A 26,125-nucleotide genomic window follows, 5' to 3' on the forward strand; every position below is an offset into this window, starting at 1 on the left:
CTTGGGTTCAGTGCCCGCAGGCCCTAGGGTGAAGCTCAGAAAAGGACCGGGAACACGAGACGGCGGAGGGCACATGGTGCACGGATTGGCGGAGCAGGACGGATCAGCGTTCGGGAAGCCGCAGGCTGCGCCGCTGCGCCCCGGGGTGGGCCCGGTCCTGGAACGGTTCGCCGGAGTGGAGCGGATTGCGGTGCTGCGCGGCGGTGGTCTCGGGGACCTCATGTTTGCCCTGCCTGCCCTGGACGCTCTTGCCGCGGCCTACCAGGAAGCAGAAATCACCCTGCTGGGAACTGCGCTGCACGCGGCCCTGCTGGACGGACGGCCCGGCCCGGTGCAGCGCGTGGAAGTGCTGCCTTCGGCTCCGGGAATCCACCCGGGTGCCGTGGATACGGCTGCCCGAGAGAGGTTCCGCGCGGACATGGGAGAGCGGAACTTCAATTTGGCCGTGCAGCTGCACGGCGGGGGCCGCAACTCCAACCCGTTCCTGCTGGAGCTGGGCGCCGAGCACACGGTGGGAACAAGGACACCTGATGCGGTGCACCTGGAACGCACCATTCCCTATGTCTATTACCAGCACGAGGTGCTCCGCTTCCTGGAGGTGGCGGGTCTGGCGGGCGCCGTTCCGGTGTCGCTGGAACCGCAGCTTCAGGTCCTGCCCGAGGAAGAAGAAAAAGCGGCCGCCTATCTGGCGCCCGGCCGGGACCTGATAACCCTGCACCCCGGCGCCACGGATCCGCGGCGCCGCTGGCCGGCGTCGGCCTTTGCGGATGTCGCGGCGCGGGCCGCGGCAAACGGGTGCCGGGTGCTGGTGGTGGGCGACGACGGCGACCGGATTCTGGGCGAACAGATCCTTGCCCTGGCCCTCGGCGCGGCCGGACAAAATGCCGACATTGGTTCTGTGGCGGGCGAATTGGACATCGGCACCCTGGCCGCGCTGCTGAAGGCCAGCAGCGTGATGGTCGGCAATGACAGCGGTCCGCGGCACCTGGCACAGGCGGTGGGAACACCGACGGTGGGGATTTACTGGTTCGGCAACGTGATCAACGCCGGGGCCATGGGCCGCACCCGCCACCGGGTGCACATGGCCTGGGCATCCCGCTGCCCCGTGTGCGGAGTCGATGTCACCCAGGTGGGCTGGACTGCCGAGCGCTGCGAGCACGACGACTCATTTGTCGCCTCGGTGGATCCCGCGGCGGTGTCCGCGGACGTGGCCGAACTGCGCACGGCGCCGCCGGCTTAGCCTGCTTAACCGGCGGCGGGAACTTTCGCGGAATCCTTCGCGGAAACCGCAGCGGTGCGGCTAAGCGGTCCGGGCCAATTCCTCGAACAGTGCCCGGTTCAGCCGGAATCCCAAGGCCGCCTCGTGAATGAAGTCGTTTTCCGCCTCCGTCGAGTCCACGGCAGTCTCCAGGTGCCCGCGGTAGTCATCCTTGTAGGGCTTGAGCTTGTCGATGCCGGCGAAGTCCCACATGGTCAGCGCCTCGCCCGGAATGGCGTAGTGCCGGCCGACCAGCCGCCCGATGATCTGGCCGCCGGAAAGATCGCCCAGGTAACGCAGGTAATGGTGGGCCATGAAGCGCACGGCATCGGTCTGCGCCGTCTCCTGCAGCCGCGCCACGTAGGCCTGCGTGGACTCCAGGGCCGTCGGAATCTCGGCGAACCCGTGTGCCGGGCGGAGCTGCGCCAGGTCTGCCTGCAGCGAGGCCATCCGGTCCAGACGTTCATCCAGGACGCCGGCCAGGTCTGGCCGGGAGGCCCGCAGCTGCCGCGCTCCCGCTTCCAGGGCGGCGTAAATGTAGGCGTACTGGCTCAGCAGCCGGACATAGCCAACCGCTGTTGACTGCCCCTGGAGCAGCGACGTGATGAAGCCGGAGCTTTCCGCCGCCTCATGGTCGGCCTGCGTGGCAGCCTTTAGTCGCGCAGGAAAGGACGGGGCGAGTTCGGTTGTCATGGTCGATCTTTCGTCGGGATGAATTAAGTCATGCTTCTGTTTCGTATTTGGATACTAGCAAGGTTAGCCTTACCTTTACGACTGTTGCGTCACTCGCGCCGCATCTTCCCCCTCCAGCAAGAAAGACCACGATGACAACTCCGTTGGGAGCGCCTGCCCGAAGGCTGATCTCGCTATTCCTGGCCGCACTGCTGGCCGTTGCCGGAGCACTGATCCTGCCCGCTCCGGCACACGCCGCAGGCCCCTCAGTAACAACGACCCCGGTCTATGCAGGGGGAGGTACGGTCACCGTCACCGGATCAGACTTCACCGCTGCCAGCCCCGGTGTCTACATTGGGCTCGGTGCGGCCGGTGCTTCCGGTTTCTACACCTCCGGTGCCACGGACACGGTCTGGGCAGCTCCCGGAAACGTGGAAGGCGACGGCGCCGCCGGGCGGACCACGCCGATGACGGCGGAGGGCACGTTCACTGCCACCCTCACCGTCCCCCCCGGTGCTGACGCCGGCTTTGCGGTGTACACGTCCAAGGCCCACGGCCAGGGCTTCAGCGATCCCAGCCAGAACACTGTCACGGACGTGTCCGTGCTGCCCGCACCTTCGGTCACCGCCGCCCCGCTCTCCGAAGACGGCGGAACCCTGACGGTCACCGGCAGCGGATTCCTCCCCGACTCCCGCGGGGCCTACGTGGCGCTGGCCGACGCCGGCACCACGGCGATCGACCGCTCCAACCCCACCGCCCAGTGGCTGCGGGCCGGCGCCGGCCTGAACCCGGACGGAACCTTCAGCACCACCTTCGAGGTCGGACCGCGCCTGGAAACCGGCGACCTGTACGTCCTGACCGCCCGCGGCCACCTGGCCACCGACGTCGACCTCTCCACCCGCACGGCGGTGTCCTACACCCCGTCCACCGCCGTGCCGGCGCCGGAGCCCACATCGGAGCCTACTCCCGAACCGACTCCCACCGACGAGCCCACTGCTCCGGCACCGACGCCGGAGCCGACTCCCGAGCCGACTCCGGCACCGTCCGACAAGCCGACCCCGGCCCCGTCCGAAAAGCCGGCTCCGACACCGTCGGCACCGGCCACGGCCAGCCGGGTCGCCGGCGCCACGCTGGGCTGGGGCGTCAAGTCCTCCTTCACCGATTATCTGTCCTCACCGGTCGCCAACGGCGGCTGGACCCTGGACGGCGTCACCCGCTCCGGGGGCTCCTTCGGCTGGGTCAACGGCAGCGGCAACGTGGAAACCTCCACGACCACTGGCCTGGTCACCTACCCCGGTACCCTGCGCTTCACCGGCCACGACGGCGACCTGGACCTCACCTTCTCCAACCTCGCCGTCCAGCTCCGGTCCACGTCCGAGGCCGTCCTGCGGGCCGACGTGACCGACGCCGGGCAGGCACCGGGAACCCGCACGGACGGTCCGACCGTCCTGACCGGCATCGAATTGGCCACCGTGGACCTGTCCGCAGCGGCCGTCACCGCCGACAGCATCCGCGTCAGCGGCGCCCCGGCCACCCTGACCAGTGCCGGCGTGGCCGCTTTTGCCAACTTCTATCCGGCCGGTGCTGCCCTGGACCCGGTCAGCTTCGTGCTGCCCCTTGATAAGCCCGGTTCCGGCACCACCCCCGTCATTCCGGACACCAACGGCGCACCTCCGCCCACGGTTTCCCCCGGCACCGGCGGGAACGACACCGGCGCGGGAACAAGCCCGGACAAGACACCTGAATCCGCGGTCCCGGCCGCGGTTCAGCAGACCGAATCCAAGCCCCGCTACGCCACCGTCTGCACCTCCAACGCGGTTCAGGGCGCCACTCTGGACTGGGGTGTGAAGAGCTCCTTCCGCAGCTACATCCGGTCGGCCATCGCCAACGGCGGCTGGACGGTCAACGGCGTCGCCGACACCGGCAGCGGATTCTCCTTCGGCTCCGGCACCGGCAGCTATGCCTCGGATTCCCGTACCGGAGCAGTGTCCTACCCCGGCAGCATCAGCTTTCAGGGCCATGGCGACACCCTGAAACTCACCCTGTCCGGGATCTCCATCCGCCAGACCGGTTCCGGCACCGGCGTCCTGATCGCCACCGTTGAGTCCTCGGACATGGACGGGAACCGCAGCGTCCACAGCGGCGTGCCGTTCGCGGCCCTTGACCTCTCCGGCGTCAGCGTCGGCGCCGGCGCGGTATCGGTTGCCGGAGCGCCGGCCACCCTGACCGCAGAAGGCGCTGCAGCCTTCGCGGGCTTCTACGAGGCAGGCGCGGCCCTGGATCCGGTCAGCTTTACCTTCCCGCTGGGTGACGCCACCGACTGCTCCTCTGTCCTGGTGGACGAAAACGGAAACCCGGTCGGGTCGCTGGCCAGCACCGGCCTCGGGGGCACCTCCGTCCTGGTCGGCGCCGCGGCCCTGGCCCTGCTCCTGGGTGCCGGCCTGACGCTGGCAGCACGACGAGGCCGCGCGGCCCATGTCTAACCCAAGCACACCGGGCAGCCTCCGCGTCCGTTCCGCAGCAGGCATCGCCTTCGCGGCGGCCGCCGTCCTGATTCTTTCGGGATGTGCGGCCGCCGCGCCGGCGGGCCCCGCCTCCGCGCCGTCCACGGCTACGGTTTCAGCGCCTGCCACCGGGAACCCCGATGCGGGCATCCCTTCAGAGCAGCCGGCGACGGCCGCGGACCTTACCGGCCCCTCCACCGCGGCGCCGATCGCCGACATCGTTCCGGTGACGGCAGCACCATCCCCGGCGCTGCCGGCAACCTTCACCGACTTCTCCGGAGCCCAGGTCACCGTCCGCGATGCCTCGCGGATTCTCGCCCTAGACCTTTACAGCACCCTGGCGCAGACCGTGATCGGGCTGGGCCTGGGAGAGAACCTGGTGGGACGCACCACCTCGGACACCGACTCCACCATGAATGACCTGCCCACGGTGACGGCCAGCGGCCACGAATTGAACGCCGAAGCCATCCTGGCCCTGGGACCCACCGTGGTGCTGGCGGACAAGACCATTGGACCGCCGGAAACACTGCAGCAGCTAGCCGACGCCGGGATCACCGTCGTGTATTTTGATCCCGCCCGGTCCGTGGACGGAATTGACGACGCCATTAGTGCCGTGGGAACCGCCCTGGGCGTGAAAGAGGCCGCCGACCAGCTCAATGCGCGCGTTGCCGCCGAGCTGGCAGCGGCACGCCGGGACATCGCCGCCATGGTGCCGGCGGAGCAGCCCGGAGCCGCTTTCCTGTATATCCGCGGCACCGGAGCGGTGTTCTTCATCCTGGGTGAAGGCAGCGGCGCCGACGGCCTGATCAACGAACTCGGCGCCCGCGACGTCGCCTCCGATGCCGGCCTGGCCGGCACCCGGCCGGCCAACGCCGAAGCCCTGGCAGCGCTGAACCCCGAGGTCCTGCTGGTGATGAGCGCCGGACTGGAATCCACCGGCGGCGTGGACGGGCTGCTGAAGCGGCCCGGAGTTGCACAGACCGCAGCAGGACAGAACCGGCGCATCGTGGACCTGCCGGACGGGCAGGCACTGAACTTCGGTCCCGGCACCCCAGCCACGCTGCTGGCCGCCGCCCACGCGCTCTACGCGCCGGGAAGCACCGAGGAGCCGCAGTGACAGCGCCCGTCCGGGCCGGAACGACTGCGTCGGAAACGACGGCGCGAGTTGCACCGGCTGCGCCGCCGGCGATTTCCCGGCCGTCCGCTGCGGGAGGCCGGAGCGGACGCCGGGCCGCAGTACTGGGCACACTGCTGTCGCTGGCACTGGTCCTGCTGCTGCTGGCCTCGGCGGCGGCCGGCCAGTTTCCGATCGCCGTGCCGGACATCATCGAATCCCTCCAGCGCCGGATCGCGGGTACTCCGGCGACCGACCCGTCAGCTGTCCTTGTGGACGGCACCCTGTGGAGCGTCCGCTTCCCCCGGCTGGTCCTGGGCCTGCTCGTAGGCGCGGCCCTGGGCATGGCCGGCGCCGTCATGCAGGGAGTCTTCGGCAACCCGCTGGCCGAGCCCGGCGTCATCGGCGTGGGATCCGGTGCTGCCGTGGGAGCCTGCCTGGTGATTGTCCTGGGCTTCGACGCCCTCACACCGTTTGCCCTGCCGGCCGCCGCCTTCGCCGGCGGTCTCGTGACCACAGCAGCCGTCTACCTGCTCTCCCGCTCCGGAAACCGGTCCATCGTGCTGACCCTGGTCCTTACCGGCATTGCGGTCAACGCCGTTGCCGGCGCGGTCATTTCCTTCCTGGTCTTCGTGGCGGACACCTCCAGCCGCGAACAGATTGTCTTCTGGCAGATGGGATCCCTGGGCGGGGCCACTTGGACCGCCGTGGGCGCTGTCGCCGTCGTCCTGGCGGCGGGCACCGCCGGTGTCCTGGGAATGTCCCGCCGGCTTGACCTGCTGGCCCTCGGCGAGCAGGCCGCCCGGCACTCGGGCGTGAACGTGGAACGGCTGCGAATCGCGGCGATTGTCTGTGTTGCGCTCCTGACATCGGCGGCCGTGGCGTATGCCGGCGTCATCGGCTTCGTGGGCCTGATCGTGCCCCACGCGCTGCGCCTGGTGACCGGTCCCTCGCACCGGTACCTGATTCCGCTGTCCGCGGTCGCCGGTGCGCTGCTGCTCTCCGGGGCGGACCTGGTGGCCCGGACCGCCATCGCCTACGCGGACCTGCCGATCGGAATCTTCACCGCCCTGGTGGGTGGCCCCGTTTTCTTCCTGCTGCTGCGCAGGACCCTCCGCCGACAAGGAGTGCTCTGACCATGGCACCGACCACCCGCCGGAAAACTCCCGGAACCACTGGGCCTGTGCCCGCCCTGCCAAATCAGCCCGACGCCGGCCCGCTGCTGGCGGCCGTGGACGTCGTCTATGCCCCGTGCGGGCAGCCGGTGCTGCGGGGCATCTCCCTGACGCTGCATCCGGGCGAGGTCACCGTGATCATCGGCCCCAACGGAGCCGGAAAGTCCACGCTGCTCTCCGTCCTGACCGGCGACGCCGTTCCGGATTCCGGCACGGTGGAACTGGACGGACGCCCGCTGCGCTCCTGGAAAACCGGTGACGCCGCGCGCCGGCGGGCCGTCATGGCCCAGGACACCTCGGTCGCTTTTCCTTTTCCCGTGCAGGAAGTGGTGCAGATGGGCCGCAACCCGTGGCGGAAGACGCCCCGGGAACATGAGGACGGTGTCGTGGTGAACCAGGCCATGGACATCACCGGCATCCGGGAACTGGCCGGACGCAGCGTGACCCTGCTGTCCGGCGGGGAACGCCAGCGCACCGCACTGTCCCGCGTCCTGGCGCAGCAGGGCAGCGTGCTGCTGCTCGACGAGCCGGTGTCCGCCATGGACATCCGGCACCAGGAACAGACCCTGAAAACCTGCCGCCGGCTGGCCGCGGAGGGAGCCGCCGTCGCCGTCGTCCTCCATGACCTGGATGCCGCGGCCGCCTATGCGGACCGGCTGGTCCTCTTGCAGGACGGGCGGATCCGCGCCGCCGGAAGCGTGGCGGACATCTGCAAGGCGGAGATCCTCAGCGACGTGTACGGCACGCCCCTTGAGGTTTTCCGCCTTGGGGAGTCGGGCCGGCTCCGCGTCGCCCCGGTGCGCTGACGGGAACTGGGGCTCCTTGCACGGTCGACAGGGCCCGCAGGATCAGGGCCAGGAGTCCTCCTCCTCGTGGCAGATCACCATTTCCCTTACCTCGCACCCCTGTGGCTGGTGCAGCGCAAACAAGATGGCCTCCGCCACTCGCATTGGATCATTGAGCCGGGAATCGTCCTGCGGTTTGTACTGCTCCGTGCGGTCATCGAAGAAGTTCGTCTTCATGCCGGAAGGGATCATGGTGGTCACGCCCATCCGGCCGCGGGTTTCCGCGGCGAGGGCACGGCTGAAACCCACCACCCCAAACTTTGAGGCACAGTAGGCGGTGGCGTCGGAAACCGCCTTGATCCCCAGGCTCGACGCCACGGTGACGGCACGGCCATGGCTCTCCAGGAGGTAGGGCAGCGCAGCGCGGATCACTGACACGGTGCCCAGAAGGTTCACGCCTATGACTTTTTCCCATTCCTGCGCGGCTACGTCTTCGAGCCGCCCGCAGCGGTCGATCCCGGCAGCCGTCACCACTGCGTCCAGCCCGCCCAGGGACTCCGCCGCTTCCCGCACAGCGGCTTCCACGGCCGCGCGGTCCGCCACGTCCACTTCAAAGGCCTTCGCTTCAGTAACGCTGCTGATGTCGCGGTCCAGCACGACGGCGGTTCCGCCGGCTTCGGTCACTGCGCGGACGACGGCGGCGCCCAGGCCGGAGCCTCCGCCGGTGACCAGCACCCGGCCGGGGTTGGAGAGATTCAAGGACATGCTTTTTCCTTTCAGAAGGGTTTCCGGATTCGTAGTGGAACAAGGCTGCTCAGCCCACCTGGGCCAAAGCAGCGGCAAGGGCCGTGGTGGATCGGGCCGGATGGTAGGGAACGGTCACGGTTTCTCCGCCCCAGGTCCTAACCAGGCCGGCTTCGGGAAGCTGGTCCTCGCGGTAATCCCCGCCCTTGACCCAGATGTCAGGGCGCAGCCGCTCCAGCACCGCCTCGGGAGTGTCCTCGTCAAAGACCAGGACGCCGTCCACGCAGCCCAGGGACAGCAGCAGTTCGGCGCGGTCCTCCTCGCCGATGATCGGCCGCTGGGTCCCTTTAAGCCGCCGGACGGAGCTGTCCGAATTCAGCACCACAATGAGGCAGTCTCCGAGCCTCCGGGCCGCCGCAAGGGTCCTGGCATGGCCGGCGTGGAGCAGGTCGAAGCAGCCTCCGGTGGCCACCACCGTTCCCCCGCGCTCGCGGACCTGCTGCGCGGCATGCAGCGCGTCGAGGCTTTCGCTGTGCAGCCGGGCGGGCTCCTTGTCCCGGTGCAGGGAGGCAACACCGCCTCCGGCCAGGAAACCCGCGGCGGCCAGAACGGCTTTCTCGGCCGCGGATTCCAGCGGCTGGCCCCGGTGCAGGCCAAGGGCCAGTGTGGCCGCGAACCTGTCCCCGGCGCCGCAGGTGTCCGAGGTGGACACGTGCGGCGCCGGGATCACCTGGGGCAGCCCGGACCGCGGCAGGACCAGTGCACCCAGGGCGCCGAGGGTCACCACGACGGAGCGGCTTTGCCACCGCTCAAGCAGCCGTTCGGCAGCCCGCACGGCCGCGGAAACCCCGCCGCCGGAAACGCCTGCGCCGCGCAGCGCCTCGGGGAGATTGGGAGTAACCGCAGTGACACCGGGCACCGGTTCAGCCCCGGCAGGGTGCGGATCCCAGACCACGGGAATCCGTCCGGCCAGTCCTTCCAGCACGGTCCTTAGCCGCGGGTTTCCGGTCAGGCCGCGGCCGTAGTCCGCCACAATCACGGTTTCCGCCGCGGCAACTGCGCTGAGCATCTCCTCGGTCACCTCCGGCACCGCGGGCGGCGCGCAGCCCTCGTCAAAGCGCACCACAGCCTGCGCCCCGGCGCGGATCCGGGTCTTCACCGGAGTGGGAACGCCTGACGGCCCGGCAGCCAGCGAAATGCCTGCGAGCGCAGCGCGCAGTTCCCCGGCGGCGCCGTCGTCGGACAGAACCGTAACCAGCTGTACCTCGTGGCCGTCGCGCTGCAGCATCCAGGCCACCAGGCCGGCGCCGCCGGCGCGCCGCCGAACCGTCTCCACCTCCACCACCGGCACGGGGGCGTCCGGGGACAGCCGCTGCGCGCTTCCCGTGATATCGGTGTCCAGCAGAACATCGCCCACCACCACAATTCTCATGACTGTTCCTCTCCGCTGCGGCGCTGCACTTCCGCGTCGAAAGCGCGGCAGAGTGCGTGGACGGCAATCAGATGGGCTTCCTGGGCGTTGGCCGGGCGGGCGTCGATACATACCGCCTCATCACAGGCGATGCTCAAGGGATTGGGTCCGCGCCCGGTCAGGGCCCAGGTACTGAGGCCTAGGTTGCGGGCGGCTTCAGCGGCGGCCAGCAGATTGGGGCTTTGTCCGCTGGTGGACAGCAGGACCAGGACATCACCGCGGCGTCCGTGGCCCAGCACCTGCCGGGCAAAGAGCTGATCGAACCCGTAATCATTCGCTATTGCCGTGACGGCCGAGGTGTCCGCGTGCAGGGCGATGGCCGAGAACGGGCGCCGGTCGCCGTCGAACCGGCCCACCAGCTCCGCGGTCAGGTGCTGCGCCTCCGCCGCGGATCCGCCGTTGCCGGCGGCAAGCAGCCGCTGGCCGGCCAGGAGCCGGCCGGCCAGCTCCACCCCCCAGGCGGTGAGCTGCCGGGCCTGCGCCTGAACGGAAGCCACCGCCGGTGCCAGATCGCTGAAGTGCTGCAGCACCGCCCGATGGGCGGCGGCATGGGGTGCGGCCGGGGCGGGCCGGGTATCCGTACCCATGGTCCCGGCCAACCCGGTTCCGGCGGCTGCGGCCGTGGTGGTTTCGGCGTTCACAATGCGCCTCCCAGCGGTTGCAGGCTGGCCTGCCCGGCGGCGGCCGTCCGGCTCACGGCGCTCTGGTAGGCCTTTTCGGTGTCAGCGGCCACGCGGTCCCAGGAATAGCGTGCCCTCGCCCGCTGCCGGCCCGCGGCGCCCAGACGGGTGGCATATCCGGGATCCTGAAGCAGCTCGGCCAGCGCCTTGGCCAGCGCCTCCGGATCTTTCGGCGGCACGTGAAGCCCGGTCTTGCCGTGCACCACCGTGTCGATGAGCCCGCCCACGGCCGAGGCCACCACCGGAACCCCGCAGGCCATGGCCTCCAGCGGAACAATGCCGAACGGTTCGTACCAGGGCGTGCACACCACCGCGTCGGCGCTGCGCAGCACCGCGGGCATTTCCTCGCGCGGGACCTGCCCCCGCAGCAGGACCCGGTCTCCGACGCCCAGGTCCCGGGCCAGCGCCAGCAGGCGCCGGGCTTCGGGATCGGAGGCCAGCCCGGCGGAGTCGGAGGCCCCGCCGACGATCAGGAGTTCGACGTCGTTCATTCCGCGTTCTGCCAGCAGCGCCACCGCCTGGACCGCCAGATCAATGCCCTTGCGCGGGACCAGCCGGCCGACGGCGGCAATCCGCCACCGCCGGTTGCGCGGCTCGGCCGGACCGGCGGAACCGAACAGGTCCAGGTCCACCCCGCAGGGGGCAACGGAGATGCGATGCCCCGGAATACCCAGGGCCTTGAGTTCAAAGACCTCGTCCGAGCAGGTGGCGATGATCCGGTCCGCGTTGCGACCCACCGACGGTTCCAGCCAGGTGCGCTCAGGCGGACTGGTGTCCTCGGTGCCCTGATGCCGTTTCTTCACCGTGCCGAGGGCATGGAAGGTTTGCAGCACCGGCACCGGATAACCCTGGGTATCGAAGCGGCGTGCGGCATCCAGGGCCGCCACCCCGGACATCCAGAAGTGCCCGTGCACCACGTCAGGGGGAGCGGAGCCCCAGTCAGCGGAGATCCCGTCCGCCAGTTCACTCATGTAGGGCAGCAGGTGGTCCTTGGGCAGCACCCGCGCCGGTCCGGCATCCACGTGCACCACGTCCAGGCCCGGCCCTACCGGCACCACGGCCGGCAGGGCCGGATCATCGCGGCGGGTGTAGATGCGCACGGAGTGCCCGCGGCGGGCCAGCGCCAGGGACAGCGCCGCTACATGCACGTTCTGCCCGCCCGCATCCACGCCGCCCAGCGCCGCCAGTGGACTGGCATGTTCGGACACCATTGAGATTTTCACTGCTTGCCCCCTCCAACAGCACTTGACAGTTCCGTAGGCCGCGCAACCGGCAGGTCAGCGACGGCAGGGTCCTCGAAAACGGGGAGCCGCCCGCCGGCCCGCGTGGTGATATCCGACAGCGTGTTGTCCCAGGCCGCCAGGAAAGCGTCCAGGCCATAGTGGTGCAGGGCAAAGCTCCGGGCAGCCAGGCCCTGCTGCCGTGCTTCACCGGGCTCACGGATCAGGTGCGCTGCCCTCTGCACCAGCTCCTGAACATTCGCGGAGACGGTTCCGGCCTCCGGCGGCACGGCCCGGGCGGCTTCGGTGGTGGCCAGCGCCAGCACCGGAAGCCCCAAATGCATCGCTTCCAGCAGGGAAAGCCCCAGGGAGGTCCACCGCATGGGATGGACGTACACCCTGCACCCGGCCAGCTGTGTATGCAGTTCCCCGGTCGGCAGGTCCCCCCGGACGGTCAGTTCATCCGCGCCCAGGCCGGTGGCGGCGGGAAGCCCTTGTGTTCCCATGCCAAAAACCTCCAGCCTGGCTGCCCGGGCAAACTGCGGCAGCAGGTCCGTGCCGGTCACCCGCCACCGGCGCACCGGCTCGTTGATGACCACGCCCAGGTGTTCCCGGACGCCGGTGTACCGGTAACCGGGGTCCGGGATGCCGTGCTCAATCACCCGGGAGGGGGCCCTGCCGCTGTCCCAGAAGAGATTGTTGAAGTGCGTCACGTGGATGACGGGGATGCTGCTCTGGCCGGCCAGCGGGTGGACGGCAGAGGGAACGCTGCCCTTGGGGGTGTTGTGCTCCAGATACACCGCCGGCAGGTCAACTCCGGGCCGGCGGCCCAGCAGGCGTTCGCAGGCGGCTATCTCTTCGGGGCGCTGCAGCACCACGGCATCGATCTCCTGGTTCCGCAGGTTCTCCGGCGCGCATTCGACGGCTGTATCCGGCCAGTCCCGTCCGCCCCGGCCCAGCCCCCAGGCTCCGCCCTCCGCCGATGCCGGGAGGATGTACTCATGCCCGCCCCGGACGAAGGCTTCCATCCAGCCGCCGTGCACATGCCACAGCAGGATCCTCATACAGTCCTCGTTTCTCTGCGTGTTCCCAGGGATCTCACTCCGGTGGTCAAGCGGTGCACTGCCTCCACCACCTGCTCCGGTGTTACGCCGGAAAGACAGGGGTGGCCCGGTACCGGACAGATGCGGGCGCGGCTGAGCCGGCAGGGTGCGTTCTGGTCGCCCAGCAGTTCCAGCGGCACCCGGTACGGCGCCCAGCGCACTGCCGGCACCACGGGAGCAAAAAGGCTCACGACAGGCGTTCCCACGGCAGCGGCCAGATGGGCCGGGCCGGTATTGCCGACGACGGCGGCCGACGCGCCGGCCAGCACACCGGCCAGGGTGCGAAGATCGGTGCGCCCGCCCAAATCCAGGCCGGCAACCCCCGCCACGGTGGCGGTCAGCCGGGTTTCCCCGGGTCCGCCGGTGACGATGACCCGGTGTCCGGCGGCGGTGAGCAGCTCCACGGCGGCTGCGTGGTGCAGGGCCGGCCAGGCCCGCGCCGGAACCGCAGCCCCGGGATGAACCACAATGTACGGGCCGGGTCCCACCAGATCCCGGACGTCGGCGGTGCCGGACAGGCGCAGCCGACCGTCGTCGTCCGGCGGGAGGCGATAGCCCGCTGCTGCGGCGATCTGAAGGGCCCGCTCTGCTTCCGGCTGGTCTTCCGGGAAGTCTTCCCCGGGTTTGAGCCGGACATCCAGCAGGGAACCGGCGTAGTCCACGGAGGCACCGGTGATCCGGGCAACGCCGGCGAGCCGCAGCACCAGCGCCAGCGGCAGCGGTGACTGGTGGAAGGAGGTCAGGATGACCGCTTCGTTGATCTGCTCATGACGGACGCCGGCTTCCAGTGCGGCGATGGCGGAGCCGGTTGCGGCAGGCGCGGGATCGACAATCCAGGGACTGGCCCAGGTCAGCACTGAATCCACCCCGGGCAGCAGGGCGCCGGCGTCGGCGCCCTGCGGTCCGCACAGCAAGGTGACGCGGGTGTTGCCGGCGGCAGCCACGGCACGGACGGCGGGGCCGGCAAGCAGGACATCCCCGGCACTGTCCAGGCGGGCCACCAGAACGCGGCGCGTCACGGATGCCCCAGCAGGATGCCGACGGCGGCGGCAAGATCAGGGGCCACGCACCTGGCGGCAGCGGTTTCCTCGGCCCGGGTAACGGCGGTTGGAACCAGGACCGCGCGTGCACCGGCGGCTTCGGCTGCCTCTACGTCCGCGCCAATGTCACCGATCATGGCCACTTCCCCGGGCTGCAGCCCCAGGCGCTCGCAGGCGCTGCGGATCATTCCCGGCTCGGGTTTGCGGCAGCTGCAGCCATCCTGAGGACCGTGCGGACAGATTTCCCAGACATCGAACGGGCCCAGCAGTTCATCCACGCGGGCGTTGACGGCGGCCACCTGGGCGGGCGTGAGCAGTCCGCGTGCTATCCCGGACTGGTTGCTGACCACCCCCGTCCGGATTCCCTGCCGGCGAAGTGTCCGCAGCGCTGCTGCCGCGCGGGGAAAGGGGACCACCAGGTCAGGGTTGCCGTTATAGGGGACGTCGCACACCAATGTTCCGTCCCGGTCGAAGAGCACCGCCCGCGGCCTTTCTGGCTCCTGATGTCGCATAAGGAACTTGTTCCCCATCCGCACCGCTTCTAAACAGGTTTGCTGCCAGATCTTCTTCGGTTCCTTCCGGTGCTTAGCCGGAGGCGGGAATTCTGGCAGGATGTGCTTCATCCGCTCCGCACCCGCGGACGCGGAGCGGATGAAGGGGCGGGCATGGGCAGCAGCAGCGCGGGGAAGGACCAGCCGGAGCTGCTGGTGCTGAGGGCCTTGAAACTGGGGGATCTGTTGGTGGCCGTGCCGGCTTTGCGTGCACTGCGGCGTGCCTTTCCGGAGCACCGCATCAGCTACGCGGCACAGGAATGGCTGCGTCCGGTGGTGGGCCTGGTGGGCAGCGTTGACGATCTCCTGCCGCTGCACGGGCTCGATGTCCCCATACCCCTGGTACCCGGCCGGATTGACGTGGCAGTGAACCTGCACGGCAGCGGTCCGGAGAGCACGGGCCGGCTGCAGGCACTGGCGCCGCGCGTCCTGCTTGGACACTCGGGTCCCGGGCTGCCCGGACCGGCCTGGCGCCACGGGATCCATGAACGTGAGCGGTGGTCCGAGCTCATGGACTGGCACGGCATCCCGGCGGATCCGCTGGACTACCTCCTGCTGCCGCCGCGGACCGCCAGTCCCGCCCCGGGCGCCGTCGTCATCCATGTGGGGGCGGCCTACGGAAGCCGGCTCTGGCCCGTGGAGCGTTTTGCCGCCGTGGCCGCGGAACTGCACCGCGCCGGGCATGAGGTGGTGTTCACCGGCAGCACCGGCGAACGGCCCCGGGCACTTGCCGTGGCTGAAAGAGCCGGGCTGCCGGAGGGTACCGTAGCAGCGGGGAAGCTGGGGCTGGACGCATTTGCGGCCGCCGTGGCCGGCGCTGCGCTGGTCATCTCCGCCGATACCGGTGCCGCACATTTGGCCTCAGCGTACTCACGGCCTTCCGTGGTGATTTTCGGCCCGGCACCGGTCGCCGAGTGGGGCCCGCCCAAGGGACCGCACATTGCCCTGACTGACGAGTCGCAGCGGGTGGGGGACACCTTTGCCGTGGAGCCGGACCCTGCGCTGTTGGCGGTCTCGGTCCAGGACGTGCTGACCGCCGCCGCGAAGCTGGAACTGCTCTAGGCGCTGGCTGCCTCGGCGGAGAGCGGAGCGGAGGACTCCGGCGGGCCAAGGATTTCCTGCTGGAGGGTCACCAGTATCCGGGCAAGACGGCGCGAGACCTGCATCTGCGTCATGCCCAGCCGGTCGGCAATCACCTGCTGGGGCTCCTCATGGAAGTAGCGGCGAAACAGCAGGTCCTTGTCCCGATCCGTCAGTTTCCGGATGGCCAGGGCCAGCATCGCCAGGTTCTCCGCGCGCTCCAACCGGGTGTCGATGTGTCCATAGACATCCGCCACATATCCGCCTTCAAAGGGGGCATCAAGGGAATCCGGCTGCAGGCTGCTCTGGCAGTTCAGCGCCTCCGACACAGTCTTCTCATCACAACCCAGTTCCAGCGCCAGCTCCGCCAGGGAGGGTTCACGAACCAGGTGCTGGGTGAGCAGAGGGTAAACCTTGGCAATGCTGGTGCGCAGGTCCTGCACCTCCCGCGGCGGCCGCACCATCCAGGACTGGTCCCGCAGATAACGCTTGATCTCCCCGTGGATCGTCGGAACGGCAAAGGCCGGGAAATGACAGCCCACAGCGGGGTCAAAACGTTTAACGGCCTTAATGAGCCCAATGTAGGCCACCTGCCGCAGATCTCCGCGGTCCCGGCCATGGCCGGCGTAGGAACCGGCCACACTGTCCGCAAGCTCGCGGTGTTTGAGCACCAGTTCATTGTGCAGCGCCTGCTGCAGATCCCCGCGGGCATGCCTGGCGCGGGTGAAATGGGAGAGGGAAGCGGACTCGGGAGACGTCATGGGGCAACTCTTCGCAGTTTCCGACGAGGCCCTCTGCTGGACCGCTCCCTCAGGAAACCAGAAGCACCCTTAGTTATCAAGGGATTTGTTCCGGACTCTGCAAAAAGGGCTTTACCTCTCGGCTGAGAAGAAGGTATAGGTGCGTTTCCGGTTCTACGGACGCGTTCTCCCCTTAGCCGTCAGCGCCGCTTGCGCGGATTCTGTTTCGGAGTTTTCGGAGTCTTCCGCGGTGGAACCGGCCGTTCGGTGCTCTCCGGTGCCAGAAGGCCGTCCGGATCATCCAGCATCCGGCCGAGGCGTGCCAGCTGGTCCTGCCCGGCGTCTTGGTCCTGCCCGGCGTCGACAGACTCTGCGGGTGCCGGCGGCGCGCCCGCAGGGGCCGGGATCTGCTGCTGCCGCACGAGGAGAACCGCCGCGGCACCTATCGCTGCCATCGCGGAAGCCAGGGCCAGCATCAGCATGGCGTAGAACCAGAACAGCGCCACGTTCGGCGGGGCGGACACCGGCGGAGTCAGGACTCCGGTGAAGCAGACGAACCAGAATGCGGCGCAGCTGCCCATGATGATCCAGGCGGTCCGGGAGGGGAGGGAATGCAGCAGGTGGTGCAGCTTCTGATCCATGGACGGGTCCTAGGGGAAGGCCGTGGTGCCGTTGCTTGACGCCTTCCAGTCTAGGGAGACAGACCCGGGCCGTGACCGGCCTTTACCGGATTAAGACCCGTTTGTCCCCAGGGGGGTTGCCGGCCCGCTGGACTCCTCCACAATGACCTTCACTGCCCCGGCCGGCTGCTGTTCGGCCACGGCATCGGTCAGGGGCTGGACCTGCTCTGCCGGAACGCGGACCGTGATGCTGGCGGTGCGTCCGCTGGTGCCCAGCCATTGGACCTGGACCGGTGGAGCCGCATCCGAACCGAGCCAGGCCCGGAAGGCATTCGCAGCTTCCTGCAGTTGCTGTGCGGTGAAATCCGTCAGGTAAGGGACGGCCCCGGCTTCGCGCACTGCCGCCTCGGCCTCCGGGGTGGTCACGGCCACGTGAAGCTGACCTTCCTCGATCCAGGCATCGGAATAGGCCGAGCCAAGATCCATTTTGAGTTGGGCGTGAAGCTGCAGCAGTTGAGTCATGACTTCATCCATAGCTGTCTCGGGATCACTGGGCAGCGCCGGAACTGCGCCGACCGTGCCGCCGGGGCTGTCCGTGACACTGGAGGCCGGCGGGGCACTGGGGATGTTGGACATCCCGTTGTTCGCCGAGGACTCTGCGGTGGACTGTGATGAGTCGGAAGCGCCGGGTCCCTGCGCATCCTGGCCGCAGCCGCCAAGAGTCATCAGGGCAAAGGCGGCAACGGCGGCTACCGGTGCGGCAGCGGCGCTGCGGGTCTTCCTCGGTATAAGCATCAGGGCCTCCTGGGTTTGATAGGCACGTAATACCAAAGCGGGCCCCGGCACAAGGCCGGGACCCGCTTTGGTTTTCTCACGTCAGCAAGGGATTAGGCGTCCTGTGCCTGGCGGCGACGGTTGATCAGCAGGGCGCTGATGCCGCCGGCCATGAGCAGTGCGCCTGCTCCGGTGAAGAAGCCCATGCCTGCCGCACCGGTGTGGGGCAGGCCGCCGCTGTTGTTGCCCGGTGCCGGAGCGGGCGCCGGTGTGGGCTGCGGGCCCTGCGGTGCAACCTCGACGACGGCGTTCACAGTGAAGGACACGGCAGTTGCTGCCGACTCGGCGCCGTTCAGCGTCTGGACTGCGTTCACCGTGAAGTCACCCGCCTTGAGGGCGGGGAAACCGTTGACGGCCCAGCTGCCGTTGTCGGCAACCTGGGCGGTGAGGGTGGTATCTCCGATGGAGACGGAGACCTTGGCACCCGCGGTGCCGGTGCCCGAGATGTCCCGAGGGTTGGAACCTTCATCAAACTTCTGGCCCTCAGTCACGGAGGTGATGGCCGGTGCGGCCAGGATGACGGCGAACTCGGAAGCCGCCGCAGGTGATTCCCGCTTTCCTTCAATACCGTCCTGAGTAGCGGTCACGGTGTAATCACCGTAGGACAGTGCCTTGTCCAGCTTCACTGTCCAGCTGCCGTCCGCGTCAACGGTGGCGGTGGCCGTTCCTTCGATGGCGGCAGTTGCCTCTTTTGACTCCGGCTTTTCAGCGGCAGCCACACCGGTGACGTCCACGGTGACCTTGGCCTTGGCAATGCCGGTACCCGTGATGGTGGTGAGTGAATCAACGATCTGCGCGCCCGCAGCGGGATTGGTGATGACCGGGGCGGCCAGCGGTGCTTCCTGGACAGTCAGCTCATAGGAGGAGGTCTTGGACTTGTTGAAGCCGTTGACTGCCTGGACCTTGAATTCCAGCTTTTCGGCGGGAACGGTGGACGGAGCAGTGAAGCTCCAGACGCCGTTTTCAACTGCCAGGTCAGCCGTCTTGCCGCCCTGGGTGAGCTTGACCGTGCTGCCCGCGGGGGCAGTACCGCTGATGCGCTGGTCCGTGAGGACGGTGCCCTTGTTTTCGTGGGAGGTCAGCGCCGGGGCCTCAACGAACATTGCAACGGTGTAGCCGCCGAGGTGGGTGAGACCGTCGGAAAGCGAGGCAGACAACATGCGCTCCACGCCCTCGCGGTCACCTACGGCACTGTTGATGCCCATCGCATTGGATCCCGAGATGGTGGATCCGCCGGAGTCGCCGGGCTTTGCGTTGGTGGTCAGAGTTGACTCAAAACCAAAGACTCCGCGGATATCTTCCTCGGTGCCCTTATGGCCGCCAACGAAGAAGTCACCAACTCCGGTGACCTCGCCGCAGCTCCAGCCGGTGGTGCGGCCGGACTTGCAGACCGGGGCACCGACAACAGCATCCGCGGTTCCGGTGATCTTGGTGGTAGCCGCAGTAAGATCCTTGGCGTCTTCCCACTGAGTCACCTCGGGCAACAGGTTCAGGTTGTTGTCGATGCTGTTGATAACGGCAACATCCGTACCAACGTTGGCGCCCGTCTGGAGATCGACCGGCGAGTTGTTGACGCCGCCGAACTGGGAGAAACCCCAGGTGCCGAGTTCAGCCAGAAGGGACGGATTGTCGGTTCCGCTGGCCGGATCGCCGGTCGGATCGGTCAGGAGCGCTTCGGTGACTTCGCCGTCATGGGCACAGTGGCCGGCGGTAATGACAGCAGCCTCACCTGTGCTGTTGTAACCGTTGAAGCCGATGGAGCACAGGGCGGCGCCGTCGGCAACGGGACTGGCATAGCCCTGGCCGTTGACGACGTCCTCGACAGGCGTGGCTGTTCCCGAGGACTGGGCAACAGTGACGTTGGCGTATTTTTGGGCGATCGCATCAACCGAAGATTCGGCTGCTGCACCGGGGCTTTTCGAAAGGACGGAGCCGCCGGGTGCGGCCTGCTTGTCCACGCTGATGACGTAGCCTGCACCGTTCCACATGATGGACTGCAGGCCCGCAACACCGACATTGGCGATGTAGTCGGCGCGGATCTTCTCGATGTTGGCGCGGTAATCTCCCGTGAGGCTGAGGGGAGATGCGGTCTCTTCCCCTGCGGCCGGTTCCTCGGTGGCTTTGGGTTCTTCGGAGGCTGCGGGTGCCTCGGCACTCGGCGCATCGGTTGCCGTCTCGGTGGGAGCCGGGGCTTTAACTTCAGGTTCAACGTCGGCTTCTGTTGTGGCGGGAGCCACGAGGAGTGCATCCAGCTTGAGGGCCAGAGCCTCAATCGCCTCTCCGGAACCGGTGATGATGATCTTGCCGTCTTCGAGGGCGATGCCGGCGAAGCCTTCGGTCGCCTGGAGCTCGGGAAGCGCCTCTGCAGCCTTCTTGCCCAGTTCACCCGCCGCTTCGAATTCTTCAACGGTCATGCCGAGGTCGCGGAGAAGCGCTTCAGCCAGGCCGGGGGGCAGGGTTCCTGCCTCCTCGGCGGGAGCAGCTTCAGTGAGGGCAACGTCGCCGGAAATTGTTCCGTCAGCGGCGGTTGCGTCGACCGGCGCCTCAGCGGTCGCCGTGACCGGTGCGGATGTTGTGTCCGGCTCTGCTGCCGGTGCGGCGATGGCCGGAGAAGCGAAGAATGTTCCGCCCACTGCCAATGCTGTTGCGGCGCCCAGAGCGCCGACGCGTTTATAAAACGCGGTTGAGTTGTCCTGCAATTGAAACCCCCATTTTGTGCTGTCACAGACTGCACCCCGCGACGGGCACAGGAGTAGCCCTGTGGCGGCACTTCGCGGGGTCGAGACTGAGTGGAATAGCTGTCCGCCGTGGTGACGGGCGCAGCTCAGGGTCAGTGTAACTACACGTGTTCAAAGTAACAAGACCCCTTACTACCTGGTCTGTGGAACTACGTGGTGTGCGCAGACCCAGCCGACGCCCGGCGGCTGCGGTAGGACCGGACATGTTCCCGGTTGCCGCAGTTCCCGGTGTCGCAGTATCGCTTGGAACGGTTCCGGGTCAGGTCCAGGATCACGGCGGAGCAGTCCGGAGCGGAGCAGGTCCCCAGCCTGTTTATTTCGCCGCCGCGCAGGATGTCTGCCAGGGCCATGGCGGCCTCGGTGGCCATCCGTTCTTCCAATGGTGCAGCCGGGGAGGTGCAGTGCAGGTGCCAGCCCCACTCATCATGCCGGACCACCTGCGGGAGGGCGCGGGAGTTCCGCAGCAGCTGATTGACGCCCGCGGCCAGTTCTTCTGCACCGGCCGTCCAGAGCCGGTGCAGCACGGTGCGCAGGTGGCGGACGGCCCGCAGTTCAGCTGCCGTGCGGGTGCGGGAACCGCTGAAGCGCTCCCGGGCCAGGAAGGCATCCAGGTCCTCCACGGTGAGGAGTTGGTCGGGTCCGGCCATGCCGGTGTTGATGAGCGCCGCCGCAGTTCCCAGGGAATCTGCGGTGTCATGTCCTAAAACCATTGTGAATCCTGACATCTTTGAAGAGGTCTTCCCAGTGTAAGGGGCTAAGAGGCAGAATGGTCCTGACCGGTCCCGCGGGACGTCCAATACTTCGTTCTTAGAGGGGCCATGAAGCGTGTAAATCATCAGCGGACCGTCGGGCCCGGCACCGCGGGCCTCCCCGGCAATCCGGGTGGCAGCGCCGGTATTGCGGTAGCCCTGCTGTCGTCGGCAGTGTTCGGACTCTCCGGTTCCTTCGCCAAGTCGTTGCTGGAAACGGGCTGGACGTCCACCAGTGCCGTGGCTGTCCGGATGGGCGGAGCGGCGCTGGTGCTGCTCGTTCCCGCCCTGGTGGTGCTGCACGGGCGCTGGTACCAGGTCAGGGGGAACTGGAAGACCATCCTGGCCTTTGGATTCATTGGAGTTGCCGGGTGCCAGTTTTTCTACTTCAACGCAGTGGAACGGTTGTCCGTAGGGGTGGCACTGCTGCTGGAATTCCTTGCACCGGTACTGATGGTGCTGTGGATGTGGGCGGCCACCCGCCGTCGGCCGGGCCTGAAGACCATCGGAGGCGCCCTGGCCGCCATCGCAGGCCTGGTACTCGTCCTGGATCTTGGGGGAGCCGTGAGCATCGATCCGGTGGGCGTCCTGTGGGGTCTCGCGGCGGCCATATGCCTGGCAATCTACTTCTTCATTACGGCCAAGCAGAACGACTCGCTGCCGCCACTGGTGCTCGCCACCGGCGGAATGATCGTAGGAGCGGCCACCATGGTGCTGCTCGGGGCCGCCGGGATTCTCCCCACGGGATTCAGCGCCGTTCCCGTGGTGCTGGCCGGCCGGGTGACGCCGTGGTGGGTGCCGCTCGCCGGGCTGGTCCTGCTCTCAACCGTGCTGGCCTACGTCACCGGTATTGTGGCGGCGCGCCGCCTCGGTTCGCGGGTCGCGTCTTTTGTCTCCCTGACTGAGGTGCTTTTCGCCGTCCTGTGGGCCTGGCTGTTCCTGGCGGAACTTCCCGCCACGGTACAGCTCATCGGCGGGGCACTCATTGTCCTGGGGGTGGTGCTGGTGCGCTCGGACCGGGCGGCCGGCCTGCCCGGCGAGGCCCTTGGGGAGCCCGACCCCTACGCATGACACGGGCCCGCCGCAACGTCTGCCGCGGCGGGCCCGTCCGCTAAGCCTGCGGTTCGACCTGAGGCTCGCCCTGGTCAGCCTGGGTATCCACCCGGATTTCCCGCTTGAGGATCTTTCCGGTGGGCCCCTTGGGCAGGGCATCGGTCAGCACCACCCGCCGCGGATACTTGTAGGCTGCCAGCCGGTCCTTCGCGAAACTGCGGATGTCCGCCAGCAGCGCGTCGCGGGCCACGTCGTCGGCCACGCGGACATCCTCCTTCAAGCCCACCACGGCCACAATTTCCTCGCCGTGCAGTTCATCGGGAATGCCGATCACTGCGGCCTCGGCCACGGCGGGATGCCCGTACAGAACTTCCTCCACCTCCCGGGGATACACGTTGTAGCCGCCGCGCAGAATGACATCCTTCTTGCGGTCCACGATGTAGATGTTTCCGGCTTCGTCGAGCCGGCCCAGATCCCCGGTGCGGAACCAGCCGTCGGGAATGGCCGCCTGCGTAGCTTCCGGATTGTTCCAGTACTCCTTCATGACACCGGTGCCCTGCACGGCGAGCTCGCCAACCTCACCCACGGGAAGGTCGCCGCCGTCGGGATCCACCACGCGCACGTGCATGCCTTCCACCGCCTTGCCGATGGATCCGGCCATGCGGTCCGGTCCCGGCAGGTTGAAGGAAACCACGGGTGAGGTTTCGGACAGGCCGTACCCCTCCAGCAGCTGGGTGCCGAAAACACGCTCAAATTCGTGCAGGACCTCCAGCGGCATGGCCGACCCGCCGGTGATGGCTCCGCGCAGCGAGGAGACGTCGGTGTCGGCCAGGCGGGGATGGCGCAGCATGCCCACGTACATGGTGGGAACGCCCTCAAAGATGGTCACGCCGTCACGCTCAATGATTTCCAGGGCCTTCCCTGCGTCAAACCGGGGGAGCAGGCTGATCGAGGCACCGGCCATGACCGCGGAGTTCAGTGCAGACGTCTGCCCGAACACATGGAAAAACGGCAGCCCGCCGAAAATCACGTCCGATTCCACCGTGTGCAGCAGATTGCGGGAAATCTCGGCGTTCGTGACCAGGTTGTTGTGGGTCAGGGCGGCCCCCTTGGGCCGCCCTGTGGTGCCGGAGGTGTAGAGGATGACGGCGGTGTCCTCCCCGTCCACCTCATGCACTTCGGAAACCGGATCAGCCTCGGCCAGCAGCTGCAGGAACGCCCCCGCATTCACCGGGATAACCTCAACTCCGCCGGCCTGCTCCGCCCCCTCGAGAGCTTCGGCAAGGATGCCTTCCCAGGCGAAGACCAGCCGGGCACCGGAATCCTGCAGGTGATAGGCCACTTCGCGGGCTTTGAGCAGCGGGTTCAGGGGAACCACCACGGCTCCGTACCGCAGCACGCCGTAGTAGACAAAGGCCATCTGCGGAATGTTGGGCATGATCAGGGCCACGCGGTCACCGGCCTCGATGCCGCGCGCGGCGAGGACGCCCGCCACCTTGGCGCTCATGGCGTCCAGGGCTGCGTAAGAGACGGTGGTTTCATCGAGCAGCAGGACCGGGCGGTCCGGGACCCGGGCCGCGGTGTCGGTGAGAATGCCGGCGAGGTTTTGCATGAAGATCTCCTTTGATCTGGCGTTCAGCTTCCAAGCGGTTGCGGATCCCCGGAGGGGCCGCGGAGCCGGTACTCCCCATTCCATACCGCCCGGTATGGAGCAGTCTAGGGCCACCGGGGCGCAGATGGAGGGGCAAACGGCGTTTTTCTTGCCGAGCGGCGCCGGCCCCCGCGGGGACCGCATCAATCCGGCGGTAATCTGGTCCTGGGCGCGGTGTGCAGTCCCGCCGCCGCAACCCCAATTACAACCGATCTCCTCAGCCTTCAAAGGAACCCCATGCCCTCTTCAGCGGCGCCCGCCCGCACGCCTGCCGCCCGGCAGTCGGTGCTGGCCACCCTGAAATCTCCGCGGCTGCTCAAAACGGAGGTGCTGGCCGGGCTTGTGGTGGCACTTGCCCTGATCCCCGAGGCCATTGCCTTCTCGGTCATCGCCGGCGTGGATCCGCGGATGGGACTTTTCGCTTCCTTCACCATGGCGGTCACCATCGCTTTTGTGGGCGGGCGCCCCGCCATGATTTCCGCCGCCACCGGCGCCGTAGCCCTGGTGATAGCACCGGTGGTGGCCAACTACGGCGTCCACTATCTGGTGCCCACCGTGATCCTGGCCGGCGTCATCCAGATCCTGCTCGCGCTGGCCGGTGTGGCCAAGCTGATGCGCTTCATTCCCCGTTCGGTGATGGTGGGCTTCGTAAATGCCCTGGCCATCCTGGTGTTTTCCTCCCAGCTGCCCGAACTCATCGGCGTGCCCTGGCTGGTCTATCCGATTGTCGCCGTCGGGCTGGTTATCGTGTTCGGCCTGCCCCGGCTGACGACGGCGGTGCCCGCGCCGCTGGCGGCGATTGCTGTCCTGACGGTGGCCGCCGTCGTCGCCGGCTGGGACCTGCCCACCGTCGGAGACAAGGGTGAGCTGCCCGACAGTCTGCCGGCCCTGCTCTTCCCGGACATTCCGCTGACCCTGGACACACTGCGGATCATCGCTCCGTACGCCCTCGCCATGGCCTTTGTGGGCCTGCTGGAGTCTCTGCTCACCGCCAAACTCGTGGATGACATCACCGATACCCGCTCCTCCAAGCCCCGCGAGGCGGCAGGGCAGGGCATCGCGAATATCGTCACCGGATTCTTCGGCGGCATGGGCGGCTGCGCCGTGGTGGGGCAGACCATGATGAACGTGAAGGCCTCCGGTGCCCGCACCCGGATTTCCACCTTCCTGGCCGGGGTTTTCCTCCTCGTCCTGGTGGTGGTCCTGGGAGATGTGGTGGCGCTGATTCCCATGGCGGCGCTCGTGTCCGTCATGATCTTCGTGGCCTGGGCCGCGTTCGACTGGCACAGCATCCGACCCTCCACCCTGAAGCGCATGCCGAAGTCCGAGACCGCCGTCATGCTCATCACCGTCCTCGCCACGGTGTTCACGCACAACCTGGCGATCGGCGTCGGAGCCGGCGTGCTTACCGCCATGGTGCTTTTTGCCCGCCGGGTGGCGCACTTTGTGACCGTGCGCCGCACCCTGGCCGGCGACGGCGGAGCGGTCACCTATGCGGTGCAGGGTGAGTTGTTCTTCGCCTCCTCCAATGACCTCTACACCCAGTTCGACTACGCCCTGGATCCGGACGATGTGCTGATTGACCTCAGCGCCTCCCACGTCTGGGATGCCTCTACGGTGGCCGCGCTGGATGCCATCACCGAAAAGTACCGCAGCCGCGGCAAAACGGTCCGGATCACCGGCCTGAATGATTCCTCCGATGCCATCCGTTCCCGGCTCAGCGGCAAACTGGGCGGATAAAGCCGCTACGCTCGGCTCATGACTGCCGTCCACTCCGTGATCGCCTCACCCATCGGACCCCTGACCCTGGTGGCCGACGGCGGCGCCCTCACCGCGGTGTACATGGAAAACCACAAACGCGGCCCGGCACCTGAAACCCTCGGCCCGCTGGTTTCGGACAACGACGCCGCCGGTGCCGGCGCCCTCGTCCTGGCCCGGACCCGGGACCAGCTCGGAGAATACTTCGCGGGGGAGCGCCGGGACTTCACCCTGCCGCTGGCTCCGGCGGGCAACCCGTTCCGGCAGCGCGTCTGGACGCTGCTGCTGGAAATCCCCTACGGGGAAACCCGCACCTACGGGGACCTGGCCCAGCAGCTCGGGGACAAGAACCTGGCCCAGGCCGTGGGCGCAGCGAATGCCCGGAACCCCGTCTCCATCATCATTCCGTGTCACCGCGTGGTGGGAGCGGCCGGCGCCCTCACCGGCTATGCGGGCGGACTGCCGCGCAAGCGCCACCTGCTGGGGCTGGAGGATCCGCGGCGGATCCAGGACGCACTCTTCTGAGAGCATGGGATCGTCAGCCGGAGCGGGCTCACAAAAGCTGCTCCGGGATCGTCTACCGGG

23 protein-coding genes are annotated in these 26,125 nt (G+C 68.0%); 9 read left to right on the plus strand and 14 right to left on the minus strand.

The genetic code is table 11. From position 1 onward, the window contains the following. Nucleotides 1-73: 73 nt before the first annotated feature. On the plus strand, nucleotides 74-1,240 hold the full coding sequence (locus tag ACIQXM_RS08335; protein ID WP_400930319.1) for a glycosyltransferase family 9 protein: 1,167 nt from the start codon (nucleotides 74-76) through the stop codon (nucleotides 1,238-1,240). 60 nt (nucleotides 1,241-1,300) lie between these two features. On the opposite strand, the gene ACIQXM_RS08340 is transcribed toward ACIQXM_RS08335, so the two are convergent. After that, a complete protein-coding gene (locus ACIQXM_RS08340) occupies nucleotides 1,301-1,951 on the minus strand; it encodes a heme oxygenase (biliverdin-producing) (protein WP_400930321.1) in 651 nt (216 codons plus the stop codon). Between the two features lie 131 nt (nucleotides 1,952-2,082). Between ACIQXM_RS08340 and ACIQXM_RS08345 the strand changes: the two genes are divergently transcribed. From ACIQXM_RS08345 to ACIQXM_RS08360, 4 genes are read left to right on the plus strand one after another with little or no spacing between them, the layout of a single operon-like run. Beyond that, nucleotides 2,083-4,413, plus strand: coding sequence for an HtaA domain-containing protein (locus ACIQXM_RS08345; RefSeq protein WP_400930324.1), 2,331 nt, complete (start codon nucleotides 2,083-2,085; stop codon nucleotides 4,411-4,413). Further along, complete coding sequence (locus tag ACIQXM_RS08350) at nucleotides 4,406-5,551, plus strand: hemin ABC transporter substrate-binding protein (protein WP_400930327.1); 1,146 nt, start codon at nucleotides 4,406-4,408, stop codon at nucleotides 5,549-5,551. The genes ACIQXM_RS08345 and ACIQXM_RS08350 overlap by 8 nt, the downstream gene beginning before the upstream one ends. Continuing rightward, entirely contained in the window at nucleotides 5,548-6,684 is a 1,137-nt protein-coding gene (locus tag ACIQXM_RS08355) for a FecCD family ABC transporter permease (protein ID WP_400930330.1), read from the plus strand. The genes ACIQXM_RS08350 and ACIQXM_RS08355 overlap by 4 nt, the downstream gene beginning before the upstream one ends. A 2-nt stretch (nucleotides 6,685-6,686) precedes the next feature. Then, a complete protein-coding gene (locus tag ACIQXM_RS08360) occupies nucleotides 6,687-7,529 on the plus strand; it encodes a heme ABC transporter ATP-binding protein (RefSeq protein WP_400930333.1) in 843 nt (280 codons plus the stop codon). Between the two features lie 42 nt (nucleotides 7,530-7,571). Here ACIQXM_RS08360 and ACIQXM_RS08365 read toward each other — a convergent pair whose 3' ends face one another. From ACIQXM_RS08365 to ACIQXM_RS08395, 7 genes are read right to left on the minus strand one after another with little or no spacing between them, the layout of a single operon-like run. Beyond that, nucleotides 7,572-8,273 carry an SDR family oxidoreductase gene (locus tag ACIQXM_RS08365; RefSeq protein ID WP_400930336.1) on the minus strand — a complete coding sequence of 234 codons (702 nt, stop codon included), beginning with the start codon at nucleotides 8,271-8,273 and terminating at the stop codon, nucleotides 7,572-7,574. 49 nt (nucleotides 8,274-8,322) lie between these two features. Beyond that, nucleotides 8,323-9,684 (minus strand): PfkB family carbohydrate kinase, encoded by a 1,362-nt coding sequence (locus tag ACIQXM_RS08370; protein WP_400930339.1) that lies wholly within the window; start codon nucleotides 9,682-9,684, stop codon nucleotides 8,323-8,325. Beyond that, nucleotides 9,681-10,364, minus strand: coding sequence for an SIS domain-containing protein (locus ACIQXM_RS08375; protein WP_400930341.1), 684 nt, complete (start codon nucleotides 10,362-10,364; stop codon nucleotides 9,681-9,683). The genes ACIQXM_RS08370 and ACIQXM_RS08375 overlap by 4 nt, the downstream gene beginning before the upstream one ends. After that, nucleotides 10,361-11,626 (minus strand): glycosyltransferase, encoded by a 1,266-nt coding sequence (locus ACIQXM_RS08380; protein WP_400930344.1) that lies wholly within the window; start codon nucleotides 11,624-11,626, stop codon nucleotides 10,361-10,363. The genes ACIQXM_RS08375 and ACIQXM_RS08380 overlap by 4 nt, the downstream gene beginning before the upstream one ends. Then, nucleotides 11,623-12,687 carry a glycosyltransferase gene (locus tag ACIQXM_RS08385; protein ID WP_400930347.1) on the minus strand — a complete coding sequence of 355 codons (1,065 nt, stop codon included), beginning with the start codon at nucleotides 12,685-12,687 and terminating at the stop codon, nucleotides 11,623-11,625. The genes ACIQXM_RS08380 and ACIQXM_RS08385 overlap by 4 nt, the downstream gene beginning before the upstream one ends. Next, entirely contained in the window at nucleotides 12,684-13,745 is a 1,062-nt protein-coding gene (locus ACIQXM_RS08390) for a glycosyltransferase family 9 protein (RefSeq protein WP_400930350.1), read from the minus strand. Before ACIQXM_RS08390 ends, ACIQXM_RS08385 begins: the two co-directional genes overlap by 4 nt. Continuing rightward, on the minus strand, nucleotides 13,742-14,278 hold the full coding sequence (locus ACIQXM_RS08395; protein ID WP_400930353.1) for a D-glycero-alpha-D-manno-heptose-1,7-bisphosphate 7-phosphatase: 537 nt from the start codon (nucleotides 14,276-14,278) through the stop codon (nucleotides 13,742-13,744). The genes ACIQXM_RS08390 and ACIQXM_RS08395 overlap by 4 nt, the downstream gene beginning before the upstream one ends. 153 nt (nucleotides 14,279-14,431) lie before the next feature. Between ACIQXM_RS08395 and ACIQXM_RS08400 the strand changes: the two genes are divergently transcribed. Next, nucleotides 14,432-15,379, plus strand: a complete 948-nt coding sequence (locus ACIQXM_RS08400; RefSeq protein ID WP_400930356.1) for a glycosyltransferase family 9 protein — start codon at nucleotides 14,432-14,434, stop codon at nucleotides 15,377-15,379. Here the strand turns inward: ACIQXM_RS08400 and ACIQXM_RS08405 are convergent. The 5 genes from ACIQXM_RS08405 to ACIQXM_RS08425 form a co-directional block, all read right to left on the minus strand. Continuing rightward, nucleotides 15,376-16,158 carry a sigma-70 family RNA polymerase sigma factor gene (locus ACIQXM_RS08405; RefSeq protein ID WP_400930358.1) on the minus strand — a complete coding sequence of 261 codons (783 nt, stop codon included), beginning with the start codon at nucleotides 16,156-16,158 and terminating at the stop codon, nucleotides 15,376-15,378. The two genes, ACIQXM_RS08400 and ACIQXM_RS08405, sit on opposite strands and share 4 nt — an antisense overlap. Nucleotides 16,159-16,337: 179 nt before the next feature. Continuing rightward, nucleotides 16,338-16,778, minus strand: a complete 441-nt coding sequence (locus ACIQXM_RS08410; RefSeq protein WP_400930360.1) for a hypothetical protein — start codon at nucleotides 16,776-16,778, stop codon at nucleotides 16,338-16,340. 90 nt (nucleotides 16,779-16,868) lie between these two features. Beyond that, on the minus strand, nucleotides 16,869-17,552 hold the full coding sequence (locus ACIQXM_RS08415; protein ID WP_400930362.1) for a hypothetical protein: 684 nt from the start codon (nucleotides 17,550-17,552) through the stop codon (nucleotides 16,869-16,871). Nucleotides 17,553-17,644: 92 nt separating this feature from the next. Then, nucleotides 17,645-20,290: an LPXTG cell wall anchor domain-containing protein gene (locus ACIQXM_RS08420; RefSeq protein WP_400930364.1), complete on the minus strand. Its 2,646-nt coding sequence runs from the start codon at nucleotides 20,288-20,290 to the stop codon at nucleotides 17,645-17,647. Nucleotides 20,291-20,478: 188 nt separating this feature from the next. Next, nucleotides 20,479-21,039 (minus strand): CGNR zinc finger domain-containing protein, encoded by a 561-nt coding sequence (locus tag ACIQXM_RS08425; RefSeq protein WP_400930366.1) that lies wholly within the window; start codon nucleotides 21,037-21,039, stop codon nucleotides 20,479-20,481. 108 nt (nucleotides 21,040-21,147) lie between these two features. Here ACIQXM_RS08425 and ACIQXM_RS08430 point away from each other — a divergent pair, with 108 nt between their 5' ends. Then, a complete protein-coding gene (locus ACIQXM_RS08430; RefSeq protein ID WP_400930368.1) occupies nucleotides 21,148-22,149 on the plus strand; it encodes an EamA family transporter in 1,002 nt (333 codons plus the stop codon). Between the two features lie 40 nt (nucleotides 22,150-22,189). Here the strand turns inward: ACIQXM_RS08430 and ACIQXM_RS08435 are convergent, their stop codons facing one another. After that, nucleotides 22,190-23,743 (minus strand): long-chain fatty acid--CoA ligase, encoded by a 1,554-nt coding sequence (locus ACIQXM_RS08435; protein WP_400930370.1) that lies wholly within the window; start codon nucleotides 23,741-23,743, stop codon nucleotides 22,190-22,192. 276 nt (nucleotides 23,744-24,019) lie between these two features. On the opposite strand from ACIQXM_RS08435, the gene ACIQXM_RS08440 reads away from it, so the two are divergent. Together ACIQXM_RS08440 and ACIQXM_RS08445 are read left to right on the plus strand one after the other, a co-directional pair. Then, entirely contained in the window at nucleotides 24,020-25,522 is a 1,503-nt protein-coding gene (locus ACIQXM_RS08440) for a SulP family inorganic anion transporter (protein WP_400930372.1), read from the plus strand. 18 nt (nucleotides 25,523-25,540) lie between these two features. Further along, a complete protein-coding gene (locus ACIQXM_RS08445; protein ID WP_400930374.1) occupies nucleotides 25,541-26,065 on the plus strand; it encodes a methylated-DNA--[protein]-cysteine S-methyltransferase in 525 nt (174 codons plus the stop codon). Nucleotides 26,066-26,125: the final 60 nt, after the last annotated feature.

It is taken from the genome of Arthrobacter sp. NPDC097144 (genome assembly GCF_044762205.1).
GTDB lineage: Bacteria > Actinomycetota > Actinomycetes > Actinomycetales > Micrococcaceae > Arthrobacter_B.